Annotated in this window: 14 protein-coding genes; 10 read left to right on the forward strand and 4 right to left on the reverse strand. The window is 32.6% G+C overall.

Annotated elements, in window-relative coordinates; all coding sequences use genetic code 11:
* Positions 1-66: 66 nt before the first annotated feature.
* The 9 genes from B2217_RS03710 (at position 67) to B2217_RS03750 (ending at position 10,338) form a co-directional block, all read left to right on the forward strand.
* A complete protein-coding gene (locus tag B2217_RS03710) occupies positions 67-663 on the forward strand; it encodes a thymidine kinase (RefSeq protein WP_291073183.1) in 597 nt (198 codons plus the stop codon).
* Positions 650-3,115: a bifunctional UDP-N-acetylmuramoyl-tripeptide:D-alanyl-D-alanine ligase/alanine racemase gene (locus B2217_RS03715; RefSeq protein ID WP_291122106.1), complete on the forward strand. Its 2,466-nt coding sequence runs from the start codon at positions 650-652 to the stop codon at positions 3,113-3,115. The genes B2217_RS03710 and B2217_RS03715 overlap by 14 nt, the downstream gene beginning before the upstream one ends.
* 56 nt (positions 3,116-3,171) lie before the next feature.
* Positions 3,172-3,450, forward strand: a complete 279-nt coding sequence (locus tag B2217_RS03720) for a DUF7683 domain-containing protein (RefSeq protein WP_280049806.1) — start codon at positions 3,172-3,174, stop codon at positions 3,448-3,450.
* 63 nt (positions 3,451-3,513) lie between these two features.
* Entirely contained in the window at positions 3,514-5,718 is a 2,205-nt protein-coding gene (locus B2217_RS03725) for a patatin-like phospholipase family protein (protein WP_291122107.1), read from the forward strand.
* A 4-nt stretch (positions 5,719-5,722) separates the two neighbouring features.
* The gene (gene ybeY, locus B2217_RS03730; protein ID WP_286478541.1) at positions 5,723-6,148 is read left to right on the forward strand and encodes an rRNA maturation RNase YbeY; all 426 of its coding nucleotides are present in this window, start codon (positions 5,723-5,725) and stop codon (positions 6,146-6,148) included.
* Between the two features lie 53 nt (positions 6,149-6,201).
* Positions 6,202-8,073: a tRNA uridine-5-carboxymethylaminomethyl(34) synthesis enzyme MnmG gene (gene mnmG, locus B2217_RS03735; RefSeq protein WP_180905546.1), complete on the forward strand. Its 1,872-nt coding sequence runs from the start codon at positions 6,202-6,204 to the stop codon at positions 8,071-8,073.
* A gap of 1 nt (position 8,074) precedes the next feature.
* Positions 8,075-8,968: a class I SAM-dependent methyltransferase gene (locus B2217_RS03740; RefSeq protein WP_180905545.1), complete on the forward strand. Its 894-nt coding sequence runs from the start codon at positions 8,075-8,077 to the stop codon at positions 8,966-8,968.
* Positions 8,969-9,094: 126 nt separating this feature from the next.
* Positions 9,095-9,610 carry a lipocalin family protein gene (locus B2217_RS03745; protein ID WP_038336217.1) on the forward strand — a complete coding sequence of 172 codons (516 nt, stop codon included), beginning with the start codon at positions 9,095-9,097 and terminating at the stop codon, positions 9,608-9,610.
* A gap of 26 nt (positions 9,611-9,636) precedes the next feature.
* Entirely contained in the window at positions 9,637-10,338 is a 702-nt protein-coding gene (locus B2217_RS03750; protein ID WP_286486618.1) for an OmpA family protein, read from the forward strand.
* 70 nt (positions 10,339-10,408) lie between these two features.
* Here the strand turns inward: B2217_RS03750 and B2217_RS03755 are convergent, their stop codons facing one another.
* The 4 genes from B2217_RS03755 to B2217_RS03770 form a co-directional block, all read right to left on the reverse strand.
* The gene (locus tag B2217_RS03755; protein ID WP_291122108.1) at positions 10,409-11,500 is read right to left on the reverse strand and encodes a hypothetical protein; all 1,092 of its coding nucleotides are present in this window, start codon (positions 11,498-11,500) and stop codon (positions 10,409-10,411) included.
* A gap of 152 nt (positions 11,501-11,652) precedes the next feature.
* Positions 11,653-12,366, reverse strand: coding sequence for a pirin family protein (locus B2217_RS03760; RefSeq protein ID WP_291122109.1), 714 nt, complete (start codon positions 12,364-12,366; stop codon positions 11,653-11,655).
* 340 nt (positions 12,367-12,706) lie between these two features.
* Positions 12,707-13,660, reverse strand: coding sequence for a 2-hydroxyacid dehydrogenase (locus tag B2217_RS03765; RefSeq protein WP_180905543.1), 954 nt, complete (start codon positions 13,658-13,660; stop codon positions 12,707-12,709).
* A 145-nt stretch (positions 13,661-13,805) separates the two neighbouring features.
* Complete coding sequence (locus B2217_RS03770) at positions 13,806-14,678, reverse strand: diacylglycerol/lipid kinase family protein (protein WP_180905542.1); 873 nt, start codon at positions 14,676-14,678, stop codon at positions 13,806-13,808.
* A 111-nt stretch (positions 14,679-14,789) separates the two neighbouring features.
* Between B2217_RS03770 and B2217_RS03775 the strand changes: the two genes are divergently transcribed.
* Complete coding sequence (locus B2217_RS03775; RefSeq protein WP_038336207.1) at positions 14,790-15,218, forward strand: SufE family protein; 429 nt, start codon at positions 14,790-14,792, stop codon at positions 15,216-15,218.
* Positions 15,219-15,233 lie beyond the last annotated feature (15 nt).

Raw genomic sequence — 15,233 nt, forward strand, 5'->3', positions numbered from 1 at the left:
TTTACTTCTTTCATCTAATTTATTCCGTAAATTTGTTCTCACATTTTAATCTAAATTATTTGAACTATGTTCCTCGAAAATACCTTTAATCATAACAAAAAAAGTGGATGGATAGAAGTCATCTGTGGCTCAATGTTTTCTGGTAAAACCGAAGAACTTATACGCCGTCTAAAACGTGCCGAATTTGCCAAACAACGTGTCGAAATCTTCAAACCTACGATAGATACGCGTTATGCGGACCGCGAAGTCGTTTCACACAATCAAAATTCTATTACATCAACACCGGTTGAGTATTCTTCAGCAATTTTATTATTGGCTGATGATTGCGATGTGGTAGGAATTGATGAGGCACAATTTTTTGATGACGGTATTGTAGACGTAGCCAATCAATTGGCGAATGAAGGCAAACGCGTTATTGTTGCTGGTTTGGATATGGATTTCAAAGGTCGTCCTTTTGGTCCTATGCCCAATTTAATGGCAACTGCCGAGTATGTAACAAAAGTGCATGCAATCTGCGTTCGTACAGGAAATTTAGCCAATTATTCGCACCGAAAAATTGACAGTGATCGCCTTGTAGAGCTTGGCGAAGTACTAGAATACGAACCATTAAGCCGAGTTGCTTTCTGGGAAGAACATAACAAACACAAAGTTGAAAACTTATAATCTAAATCAAATTGCAAGTATCATCAACGGTACTTTGATTGGAAATGGAGACGAAATCATCGATCAAATTTTCTTTGATTCGCGCATGATTGTCAATCCAACTCACGGAATTTTCTTTGCTTTTCACGGAAACCAAAAAGACGGGCATTTGTATTTGCAAGACGCTTATCAAAGAGGAATTCGAAATTTTGTCGTGGAAAAAGCGTTGACAAATTTGCCTCATGCAAATTTTATCGAGGTCGAAAATCCACTACTTGCTTTACAAAATTGGGCAAAAATTCATCGCAAACAATTTCATTTTCCTGTGATCGGAATTACCGGTTCCAATGGAAAAACGATTGTTAAAGAATGGTTGAATCAATTGTTATGGAAAAAATTCTCGATTGTTCGTAGTCCAAAAAGTTACAATTCTCAATTCGGAGCAGCACTTTCTGTTTTGCAAATGGAAGAGAAAAACGATTTGGGTATTTTCGAAGCTGGAATTTCGATGCCAAATGAAATGCAAAATCTCGAAGAAATTATTCAACCTACAATTGGTGTGTTGACAAAAATCGGAGAAGCGCATTTAGAGAATTTTAAAAATCAAGATGAATTGATTCAGGAAAAACTGAAACTATTTTCTCATGTTGATAAATTAGTTTTCAATATCGAAAACGAAAAAGTTCATCAAGCTATTCTTGAAAACGCTCATTTAGCACAAATAGATAAATATACATATGGTTACTCCAATTCTGCCACTGTACAAATCAAGCAAATACAAAGTAATCAAACTAATACACAAATTTCTATTTTACATAATCAAGAAGAATTCACTTATTCGATTCCTTTTATCGATGATGCTTCGATTAAAAATAGTTTAATTTGCTTAACGACTTTAATCAGTTTAAATATTGATTATAAACAACTTAAAAACGAATTTAATCAACTTCTACCAATCGAAATGCGTTTGGAAATTAAAGAAGCGATTAATCATTCAATTTTAATTAATGATACTTTCAATTCTGATCTAAATTCATTAAAAATTGGACTAAATGTGTTAAATCAACAACCACGCGACAAAAAATCGTTGGTATTGACGGATATTTTACAAAGTAACTTATCTGATCAAGATTTATATCAACAAGCGGCAGATTTAGTCAACCCTTATCATTTTGATGAAATAGTTTTGATTGGAGAAAAAATTTCTCAGTTCAAACATTTATTCAAATCTTATGTTCGTTCATTCAATTCGACTGAAGAATTCTTAGAACAATTCCGTCATCAAAATGTCGACAACGAAGCTATTTTATTAAAAGGTGCTCGTCCGTTCAAATTAGAAAAAATTTCGAATGAATTAGAAACACGTTCCAACGATTCTGTTCTCGAAATCAATTTGCAACACCTTATCGAGAATATAAATGTGTACCGTTCGTTACTAAAACCTACCACAAAATTGATGTGTATGGTGAAAGCAAATAGTTATGGAACAGGAAGTTTTGAGGTGGCAAATACCTTACAAAATAACGGTGTCGATTTCTTAGGCGTAGCAATTGCAGACGAAGGAAAAGAATTACGCGAGGCCGGAATTACCGTTCCAATTATTGTGATGAATCCTGAACAGAGTAGTTATTCAACGGTTATCGATTATCAGTTAGAACCAGAGATCTATAGTTTGCGCGTCTTGAAACTATTTATTCAGAAACTACAAGAAAAACAGATTTCTTCGCCTTATCCAATTCACCTAAAAATGGAAACGGGTATGAATCGTCTTGGTTTTCATGAAGATGATTTCGAAGAGTTAATTGCAATTCTAAAAGATAATTCACATGTTTATGTTCGCTCAATTTTCACGCATTTAGCAACTGCCGATATGCCAGAGCAGGAAGATTATGCGAAATATCAATTAGAACGTTTTGATAATAGTTATTCAGTAATTACAACTGCTTTAAACATAAAACCAATCAAACATGCATTAAATTCTCCTGGAATTGTAGCGTATGGAGAACATCAATATGACATGGTTCGTTTAGGAATCGGAATGTATGGCTACTCTGAATATACCGATTTTATGGAGAAATATTTGAAACCTGTTGTGCGTTTCAAAACGGTAATTTCTCAGATTTCAGAGATTGAAAAAGGCGAAACTGTAAGCTATGGTCGTCGTTTTACAGCGGAGCGTCATACCAAAATTGCAACCTTGCCTGTTGGTTATGCAGACGGAATTCGTCGTTCACTTGGTTACGGAAAAGGAAAAGTAGGTATCAACGGGCATTTGGCTACAATTACCGGAACCATTTGTATGGATATGATGATGGTTGATGTTACCGATATTCCATGTAAAGAAGGTGACGAAGTGACTATTTTTGGAAACTCGCCAACTTTAGCTAACGTTACCGAATGGTTAGGAACAATTCCTTATGAAGTCTTAACTTCGGTTTCCCAACGTATAAAACGCGTTTATTACAAAGAATAATTTATTGAAAGAGTTACAGAAAAGTAGCTCTTTTTTTGTAATTTAAAAAAAAATAAATGGATAAAATAATTAGATTAATTGAAGAGTATAATAATTCTGACGATTCTCTGAACAATGAATTCGAATTAGAAATAACATCTGAACAGATTCTTCTTTATTTAAATGATTTTATCCTAAATAAGGATGATTATCCATCAGAAATTTATGATTCATATCCACTTTCTGTTTCACAAATAGAAAAACTAAAGCCTTTTCTAAAACTAAATAAAGCTTTTTCTGCAGACTTTTCGAAATTTTCATATTATTTAAGTTGTTATGAAAATAATGTAGAATAGGTTAAACAATTCTACAACTTAGATTCAAAATTGCTATCTTTATTCCTCAATTTAGATCAATTTATGCGCAGTCTTTTTGCTTTCATTTTCATTATTTCAACCATTTCTTTTGCACAAGAAACGAAGAACGATTCAACGCGTCTAAAAGTGGGTGTTGTATTGAGTGGTGGTGGCGCAAAAGGCTATGCACATGTTGGCGCTTTGAAGAAAATTGAAGAAGCTGGAATCAAAATTGATTACATCGGAGGTACAAGTATGGGCGCAATTATCGGCGGATTATATGCGGCTGGATATACGCCTGATGAACTCGAGAAAATCATGCATCAATTTGACATTTCTTCGCTGATTACTCAAAATAAAGATCGTGCAGAAATTCCTTTTTTCGAGAAAGCATACAAAGAAAAATACATCTTAGAATTACCTTTTGATAAGTTCAAATTAACGATTCCTAATGCCATTTCAAAAGGACAAGGTCCACTTGATTTGTTGACCTATTTATTGCGTCCAGTTCATGATATTGATGATTTCAATAAACTTCCAACACCTTTCGTCTGTATCGGAACCGATCTCGAAACTGGAGAAGAAAAAGTCTTTCGTTCGGGATTTTTACCTCGCGTTATTTTGGCTTCGGGCGCTTATCCAACCATGTTAGATCCTGTCACAATTGATGGTAAAATATATGTTGATGGAGGCGTTGTCAACAATTTCCCCGTGAAAGAAGTGAAAGATATGGGGGCTGATATTATTATCGGCGTCGAATTAGGTGATGGTTTACAAAAACGTGATGATCTAAATTCTGCTATTGATATTTTGAGTCAAATTATGACGATGAGTATCGTTAAAAAAACGGATGAACAAAAGAAATTAGTCGATTTATTGATTAAACCAGAGTTAAAAGAATATGCAGTTACAAGTTTTGACGAAGTAGATTCTATTTACAATCGTGGACTTATTGCTTCTGAAAAAGTATATGATCAACTCAAAGAAATTGCAAAAAAACAGCATGCTTCAAACAAAACTCGAAACGAAATTAAACTTGATGATTATGTTTTGGTGAAAGAAATTGAAGTAGAAGGATTGAAGAATTTCAACAAGAATTATATCGAAGGTAAGCTAGGGATTCGTACTCCTGAAATTATAAAATATGATGATTTAAAAGCTGGAATTTCGAAATTATATGCTTCAGGAAACTTCAATAATATCACGTATAAAATCTCAGAAATTAACGATGAAGAGAATTTATTGACATTAAAAGTTCAAGAAAATAAGACCAAACAATCAATCCGTTTTGGATTACATTACGATGATTTATTCAAAACAGGATTACTTTTAAACTTTACTTCAAAGAATTTATTTGTCAAAAACTCGGTGCTTTCTGCTGATGTTGTGGTTGGAGACTATGCGCGATATAACATCAATTTTTTCATTGATAATGGTTATTTTCCAAGTATTGGTTTCAACTCTTTTTCGCATTATTTTGACAAAGAAATTGATTTAAGAAACTTCTTTGGTCAAGATAATATCTACAAAAAAGTAAATTATAACTTTAGAGAATACATCAATCAACTCTATATTCAATCCACGATTAAAGAAAAATTTGCGATTGGCGTTGGATTAGAGCATCAATACACAAAAGTTTTCACAAATAATTTTATTGCTTCTAATGAAGAATTTCCAGCAAAATCCGAAGGTTATTATTGGAAAGCGTATGGATATATTAAAGCAGATAATCGAAATAATGCAAATTTTGCGCGTAGTGGTTTAAAATTTGATGGAAGCTTTAAGTATTTGTTTGATTCTAATGTAACTGGATTTGAAAATAACTATTTGTTAGAATCGAGTTTAGAGGCAAATTTTCCGTTAAATAATTTCCTAAGTTACAGATTTACTGCTAACTTTGGAACCTTTTTCAACGATAATGTAACAATGCCTCAGAAGTTTTATATCGGAGGTTATGTTGAACAAGATTTTTTAAATTATACCAAGTTTTATGGGCTTCCTTTTGGCTCTGCGATTGGCGACAATCAATTGCTTTTTGGCTCTCATATTCAAGCTCGAATTTTGAAAAATCATTACACAAGTGTATTTATGAATATTGCAAATATCACAGATAGATTTGAGCAATTAAGTTTAACAGATTACAAATATCTTGGGTATGGCGTTACCTATGGCTACGATAGTCCATTAGGACCTTTAAATTTCATTTGGAGTTATTTGCCTTACACAAAAAAAGGATTATTTAATTTAAGTTTAGGTTACTGGTTTTAGAACAATGATAGAAATATTTTACGAAACAGATTTTGAGCTAAAAGATGCTCAAACTTGGATAGATTGGATCGTAGAGAGTATGAAGAATGAAGGGAAAACAATAGAAGATTTAAACTATATTTTCTGTGATGACGAATACTTACTTCAAATTAATCGACAATATTTAGACCACGATTATTACACAGATGTTATCGGTTTCGATAATTCTATTGAAGACGAATTGATGGGTGATATTTTTATTAGCGTCGAACGAATCAAAGATAATGCAGAGCAAAATGGTGTTTCTTTTGAGGACGAATTGGCTCGTGTTGTTATCCACGGAATATTACATTTTGCTGGTTATATGGACAAAGAACCAGATGACAAAGAATTGATGACTGCTAAAGAAAATCAATATTTAGAAACATTTAGTAGCTATCTAAATCAATAATGTTCCACGTGGAACATTTATTATTTTAACAAGAAAAATAAGTTTACAATCAAATGATATTTCAATCAGAATATGATGTAATTGTAGTTGGTGGTGGTCACGCAGGTGCAGAAGCAACAGCGGCAGCAGCCAATTTAGGAGCAAAAACGCTTCTTGTTACAATGAACTTACAAACAATCGGACAAATGTCTTGTAATCCTGCTATGGGTGGAATAGCAAAAGGACAAATTGTTCGCGAGATTGACGCTTTAGGTGGATACTCTGGTATTATTACCGACAAAACTGCGATTCAATTCAAGATGCTGAATCAATCAAAAGGTCCTGCAATGTGGTCTCCACGTGCACAATCAGATCGTATGCGTTTTGCAGAAGAATGGCGTTTATCTTTAGAGAGAACAGAGAATGTTGACTTCTTTCAAGATATGGTTAAAAATTTAATCATTGAAAATGGTAAAGTTTGTGGAGTAATTACAGCAATGGGAATGAAAATTCGTTCTAAATCTGTTGTTCTTACAAATGGTACTTTCTTGAATGGTTTGATTCATATCGGAGAAAAACAATTTGGAGGTGGACGCATGGGAGAATCTGCTGCTTTTGGAATTACGGAACAATTGGTTGATTTAGGTTTCGAAGCTGGAAGAATGAAAACAGGAACTCCTCCTCGTGTAGATGGTCGTTCTATCGATTATACGAAAATGGTTGAACAACCAGGTGATGAAAATCCTTCGAAATTCTCTTACACAAATACGCCAAAATTAACAAAACAACGTTCTTGTTGGATTACCTATACAAATCAAGAAGTTCACGATTTATTGCGCGAAGGTTTTGATCGTTCTCCAATGTTTAACGGAACAATTAAATCGACTGGACCAAGATATTGTCCATCTATCGAAGATAAAATTAATCGTTTTGCAGACAAAGATCGTCATCAAATTTTTGCAGAACCGGAAGGTTGGCACACAATGGAATTCTACATAAATGGATTCTCAACTTCTTTGCCTGATGATATTCAAGCAAGAGCTTTACGTTCTGTTCCTGGTTTTGAAAATGCAAAAATTTTGCGTCCTGGATATGCCATCGAATACGATTATTTCCCACCGACACAATTAAAACATACGTTAGAAACTAAACTAATTGATAATTTATATTGTGCTGGACAAATTAACGGAACAACAGGTTATGAAGAAGCTGCTTCTCAAGGCTTGATGGCGGGTATAAATGCTGTGTTAAAAATTAAAGGAAAAGATCCATTTATCTTAAATCGTAACGAAGCATATATAGGAGTTTTAATCGACGATTTAATTACAAAAGGTACAGAAGAACCTTATCGTATGTTTACGTCTCGTGCAGAATATCGTATCTTATTGAGACAAGATAATGCAGATGAACGTTTAACACGAAAAAGTTTTGAACTTGGTTTAGCCTCAGAAGATCGCTTGAGAAGAATGGAAGAAAAATTTGATAAAGCTGAAAAGCTTGTTAATTATTTCGAAGAAAATTCTATCAAGCCACAAGAGATAAATGATGTAATTGAAGAGCGTGAAGGAACACCTTTGAAACAACCAAACAAAATGATTTCGGTTATTTCTCGTCCTGAATTAAAGCTTTCTGACTTCACAAAATTGAATCGTGTGAAAGAATTTATTGAAACGAATGAATACGATCAAGAAGAATTAGAGCAAACAGAAATTCAGATCAAATACAAAGGTTATATTAAGAAAGAACAACAGAATGCAGATAAATTGCATCGTTTGGAAAATCTAAAAATTCCAGCTGATATAGATTATCATGTTTTTGGTTCGATGTCGATAGAAGCTCGTCAAAAATTAACAAAAATAAAACCTGCAACGGTAGCGCAAGCATCAAGAATTAGTGGTGTGTCGCCAGCAGACATAAGTGTATTATTAATTTACATGGGAAGATAATATGGAAAATGTTCCACGTGAAACATCTCAAGAAAATCCTTCAAAAGAAGGATTTTCTGGTATTAAGAAATTAGATTTAAAAGATTATTTTTTAACAGGAGAAAAGTTCGAGATTTACGAAGATTCAGAAACCGAAGTTTTGTATACTCTCCCCCAGCCTATCGAAAATTTAGGAAAGTATTACGAAAGTAAAAATTACATTTCCCATACCGATGGAAAGAAATCTATTTTCGAACGTTTTTATCAAATGGCAAAATCAATCAATCTAAATAATAAATTAGAATTGATTAATAAAGTTGGTACTGGTAAAAAAATTCTAGATTATGGTTGTGGCGTTGGAGATTTTTTAGAGCATCTTCAAAAAAATGGTTACGATGTTTTGGGAATGGAACCAAATGATTCGGCAAGACGAATTGCGCAATCAAAAGTTGGAATCGAAAAAGTTACTTCTACAGAATTAGAACAGAATACAGAAAAGTATGATGTGATTACCTTGTGGCATGTTTTAGAACATATCCCTAATCTGAAAGAAATAATTACAGAACTAAAGAAACATTTAACAAAAAGTGGTATCTTAGTAATAGCTGTACCAAACCACCAATCGTATGATGCTAAATATTATGGTGAACATTGGGCGGCTTATGATGTACCTCGTCATTTATGGCATTTCACAGAAACCAGCATGCGAAAGTTATTTAGCAACTTTGGTATGAAAATTGAATCTATCCACCCGATGAAATTAGATTCATTTTATGTGAGTCTACTATCTGAAAAATATAAAGGTAATAAGTTAGGTTTTATCAATGCGCTTAGAATTGGTTTGAAGTCTAATACTCAAGCTAAAAAAACAGGTCAATATTCGTCTTTAATCTATATTATTAAAGCTGAAAATTAAAATAAGCGTTTTTAAAGAATGATTATCTAATCAGACGTATTAGGAATCGTTTTTTTTCTAAAACTTTATTAAATCTAATTTATAAAAGCCGTTTTTTAAGATTAATAATAGATAAAATAAATAGCTATGAAAAAAAGTATTTTATTATTTGGGATATGCGCTTCAGCATTTTTAACTTCTTGTGCATCTACAACCGTTGCAAAACAAGAAATACAAACAGGTAAAGAAGTAAGAGGTGCATGGACTTTGACAAATGTAGACTACCAAGGTTTAACAACAAACGAGGTACAAGGTAATGTAAAAATTACTGATGCAGTTGCGAAAGTTTTTGACACAGCAAATCCAGAATGTTATGAAGGTTCTACTTGGAACTTGGTTCAAAACAACAAAAAAGGAACTTACACTTTCAATAATGCAGGTGGAGATTGTCCTTCAGGAACGGCTAACATTATTTGGGATTTACAACAAGATGGTTCTACAACTTATTTCATCTTCAAAGATGTTACAGGAATCAAAGCGAAACAAAATACAGCAGGATATAAAATGCGTGTAGATTATGTTGATGCAAATTCGATGAAATTGGTACAAGATATCAATGCAAACGGAAAAATTGCTCAAGTGATTTATAACTTCGTACGTTAATCAACAATTTAAAAAACTTAGAAATTATGAAAAAAATAAATACTAAAATAGCCGCAATTGTATTAGGAGGATCATTTATGATGTCTTCTTGTACAGCTGTACAAAATGCAAATAATACACAAAAAGGTGCTGGTATTGGTGCTGTAGCTGGTGGTGTTATTGGAGGAATCTTAGGTAATAATATCGGTAAAGGTGGTAACACTGCTTTAGGTGCTGTAATCGGAGCTGCTGTAGGTGGAGCTGCTGGTGGTGTTATTGGTAACAATATGGATAAACAAGCGCAAAAAATTGAGCAAGTTTTACCAGGTGCAGAAGTTGTAAGAACTGAAGAAGGAATTAACTTAATTTTAGATGAAAACTCTAAAGTTACCTTTGATTACAACAAAGCTTCTTTAACTGCTGTTGCTAAATCTAACTTAGATAAATTAGTAGAAGTTTTCAACGAATATCCTGATACAGATTTATTAATCGTTGGACATACTGATAACGTAGGTTCTCAAAATTATAACTTACCATTATCTCAAAAACGTGCACAATCTGTAAAAGACTATTTAGTTTCTAAAGGTATTGCTTCTTCTCGTTTAACATCTAAAGGAAAAGGTTTAGAAGAGCCAATTGCTGATAATACAACTGCAGAAGGACGTGCTCAAAACCGTCGTGTAGAAATTGCGATTACTGCAAATGCAAAAATGAAAGCGGACGCTGCTAAAGAAGCAAACGGACAATAATTCATTTCAACATAAAACAAGAAAAGCGTTCAAATCTTGAACGCTTTTTTTATGTTTAATAAGTTTATAATTATTTAAAATTAACCACAAACCATTTATTATTGATCTTTTCTAAAGTCACTTGATACGTCTTAGAAGACTGGTCTTTTAAATTTGCATGAACTTCTACTAATGCAACTTTTTCGCCAGCATCCAACACTTTTGCATCATTAATTGTTGCTTGCTCTAAATTTTTAATTGTTTCATCAGAAGAAAATTTTTGAAAAGTATTCCACTCTCCACTTCTTGTCAATGCAAAAGCGCCAGAATAATTCTTCTTCGATAAATTCGTCATAAAACGATTCGAAAGAGATTTTACCATTCCTGCTTCTTTGCTCACATGAGCAGGCGTACTTTCAACCGCAGCCGAATCTACAACTTCTGTAGCTCCAACTAAATTCAACGGAACTTTTACTGCTTTACGATTCGTTAAATAACGTTCAGAATTCGGAATTCGAACCAAAATATCCAAACGATCACTTTTAATTTTAGAAGCATCTAAAGATGAATATTTAATATTAATTGCATTCTTTCTATACAAATCATCCATCGAATTTGGATCAATTGTCGAACGAAATGTGTACACAATACTACCTGAATTAAAAACTTCTATCGTTGCTGTTACAGCTTGATCTAACTGTATTTCCTCTCCTTGTGCATTATAAAAGAATGGCGAAATTGCAATTCCTGTATCATCTTGTTTTACACTAAAATCAAAACGTTGTACATTAGAAGTTGGTTCAGTAGGCGTTTCTACAGTTTCAATTGCACCTGGTTTTGGAATTCCATTCACCAAAGGAACTTGATTTCTATTCCAAGTAAATTTATTTTGTAACGCAACTTTTTCAGCAATATCAAAAACTTCATCTACCGTTTTTCCATCCAACAACGTACGCACAATTCCCCAACGCGCTTCATTATCCATTGATTGACTTGTGTTGTACTCGAAAATAATTTGCAAAGCTTCCTTAAATTTATCTTGTTGCATAACAGGCAAAGCCTTCGAAATTTTGTCTACCGTTTCACTAAAAGTTTGTGCAGATGTAGAATCAATTTCAATGTTATCATTTTTACAACTGATAATCATTAAAGCGAAAGATGCAATGATTAATAAACGTTTCATATAGTATAGATTAATACGTTTTGAGTTAAAGTTTTATAAGCAGTAAATATACTAAATACTTGTGTTGATAATGATATTTTTTTAACAAAAAAAGCAGATTCCATTTCTGAAATCTGCTCTATATATAAAACAACTAAAACTTGAAAAAATTTCTAAATATCCATAGGAACTTCGATTAACATCAAGCGAGAATCTTTCGTTACATTAAACGAAAACTCGTTTGTATCTTTAATCTCGATGACATCTCTTCTTCCCAATTTGTTTCCATCAAATTCAACTTCTCCTTCAACAACCATAAAGAAAACACCATTTCCTTCTTTTTGTACTTTATATGTTTCTTGTTTATCTTCTATATAATTTCCTAAGAAAATCCATGCATCTTGATGAATCCAAACTCCTTGATCGTCCGCATTTGGAGAAAGAACTTGGTATAATTCGTTTTCTTTAGCAACTTCACGAACAGAAATTTGTTGATAACGAGGCTCAACATTCATTTTATTTGGAATAATCCAAATCTGAAAAAAATGTCCTTCTTGGTTTTCATAAGCATTCATTTCGCTATGAAAAACTCCTGTACCTGCACTCATTACTTGTACATCCCCAGACTCAATTACAGAACCAGTTCCCATTGAATCTTCGTGAGAAATTCCTCCTTTTGTAGGAATTGTAATAATCTCCATATTATCATGAGGATGTTTTCCAAATCCCATACCTCCAGTAATTATATCATCATTTACAACACGCAATGCACCAAAATGAATACGAGCTGGATCGTAATAATTCGCAAAACTATAAGAATGTTTAGAGTTTAACCATCCGTGATTTCCTCCTCCTCTTGATTCTGATTTAAATATTTGGTAATTCATAGTAATTTATTTTTATACAAATTTATGGTGCAAAAAAAACTTATCTATTGATATGTGATAAGTTATCAATTAACACATCAAGATGATGAATAGAACTTTTTTTAAATCATTAACGAAATGTTAAAAATAATTTATATTTTAGTATTCAGTTAACACATGAGACATATATATGCTATCAATTTCAGGCGAATCGACATTTAATGTGATACTTTGGATTCTACTCCAAATCGTTCTTGTTATTATAGTAGCAGTTATTTTGTATAAAGTTTACAAAAAACTTACAAAATGAAAAAAGGTTCCGAAATTTAGGAACCTTTTTAACTTATATCAATTAATCATTTTATTGATTATCCTTCCAATCTATTATTTTATCACGAATAAATTCTGCTAATTTCACTTTACTTTGATGCGTCCAACCAGCAATATGTGGGGCTAAAACAACATTATCTGCTTGAATTAAATACTGAAATTCTTCTGGTAATTCAGATGCAACTAATTTCTCGAAACTCGATTTTTCGAATTCTAAAACATCTAAAGCAGCCCCCAAAACTTTTCCAGTTTTCATTGCTTCAACCAAATCTTTTGTTACAACAGATTTTCCACGAGCTGTATTCACAAAATAAAATGGTTTTTTGAAGTTAGAAATAAATTCTGCATTAATCATTTGCATCGTTTCCGGCGTTTGCGGCGTATGTAAACTCACAACATCAGCTTGCTCAAAAAACTCTTCTAACGTAACTTGTTTTGCAAATTCATCTCCTTTGTTTAGCAAAATATCATAACAAATTACATTGACTTCAAAACCTTGCAGACGTCTCGCAAAAGCGTTTCCCATATTTCCATAACCAATAATCCCAACCGTTTTTTCTTTCAACTCATCACCACGATTTTCTTCGCGTTTCCAAATTCCATTACGAACTTCGTTATCAGCTCTACGCAAATGATGCATCAACATCAACAACATACCAATCGCATGTTCACCAACAGAATCACGGTTTCCTTCGGGAGAATTAAATAAAACAATGTTATTTTCGGCAGCAAACTCTTCGTCAATATTCTCCAAGCCTGCCCCTACTCTACCAATAAACTTTAAATTCGTTGCTTTTGCCAAAAAATCTTTATCAATTGGAAATCTACTCCTTACAATCATTCCATCATATTCATTGATCTTTTGTTCGATGATTTCTTTGGGCGAAGTATAATCTTCATCAACAATAAAACCTACTTCGCGAAGTCCATTATTCAGACATTCATGATTAGAATCGATTGCTAAAATTTTATAAGGCGTATTCATTGCAAAAATTTTAATCAAAGTTACAACGAATGCGAAGATTAATAAATAAATTGATGATGAAATTGGTTACAAACAAATCGTTAATAACATTTTAATTAATTGAAAATGTACAATTTATATTGTTAATTAAATAGATAATTAAGGTTTAAAAAATGATTTTTAAAGCATTTGGTAATACCTTAACTTTTACTTGAAGTGAATCGGTTTTATGAATCTCTCCATCAAGCTGATACGTAATCGGATTATGATCTAAACTTTCAATCTTAAATTTCTTAACTTTTCGATACTTTGCTTTGTTCAAAAAATCAATCTTTTTGGCTAAAACCAATACCGAAAAATAAAACTGCTCGAAAACATCTAAATCTTCTATCATCAATAAATCCAATTCTCCATCAGACAAATCAGCTTTTGGTGTAAAAGAGATCCCGTAACCAGCAATGTTAGAATTAGAACAGAAAAGATAATAAAAACTCTTCTCGATAATTACATCATCTATATAAAGACGAAATAATTTCGATTTATAATTCAACAATGTTTTCACAGATGCATCAACATAACCAGTAATCGTACGCTTTTGATTTTCTTCATACGTTTTGATAACTTCTGCATCAATCCCAAAACCAAGATTACTAAAAAAAAACTTGTTCTCTACTCTACCAACATCAATCGTATGAACTGCATTTGATTTGATAATTTCAATCGCTTTGTTAGGATCTTTCGGAATATTAAGATTTGTTGCCAAACCATTTCCAGATCCGGCAGGAATTATTCCCAATGGAATATTTTTTTTCACCAAAGCACTCGCCACTTCATTGATTGTCCCATCACCACCGCACGCAACAATCACATCCGAATTTTCAGCAATCGCCTCCTTCACCAATTCTTTTGCATGAAATTGATAAGCAGTTTCTTTCAAAACGATTTCATCTGAAGAATCAAATTTTGATTGTAAAAAATCGAGCGAAATATCGTGTTTTGCGTTTCCAGAATTTGGATTAACAATGAAAGTGTACTTCATTTTTTGGGAATTGAAATTTATCAAAACACAAAAATAAGAAATCTAAAAGAATCGAGCTATTTAACGTCTTTTTTTGAGGAAAAACTATCAAAAACTTTCTAACTTTGTAGTATGAAAATTAAAGAAATTCAAAACGAAATAGTAGACGAATTCTCATTTTTTGAAGATTGGGAACAACGCTACGAATATTTGATCGAGTTAGGAAAAAGCTTAAATACTTTACCAGAAGAAGCAAAAACAGATGATAAAATCATCAAAGGTTGTCAATCTTCTGTTTGGTTAGATGCAGAATTGGACGGTGATACTATCGAATTTAAAGCTGATTCTAATGCTATTTTACCAAAAGGAATTGCGGCATTATTGGTGAGAATGTACAATCATCAAACGCCAAAAGATATTTTAGAATCGGATACAGATTTTATCAACGAAATTGGTTTATCAGAATTTTTATCTCCAACACGTGCAAACGGATTATTGGCGATGATAAAACAATTCAAATTTTATGCGATTGCATTTCAATCAAAACAAAATAATAGTTAGACGCATCATCTAATC

Source organism: Empedobacter sp. UBA7620, assembly GCF_002484185.1.
GTDB classification, from domain to species: Bacteria; Bacteroidota; Bacteroidia; order Flavobacteriales; family Weeksellaceae; genus Empedobacter; species Empedobacter falsenii_C.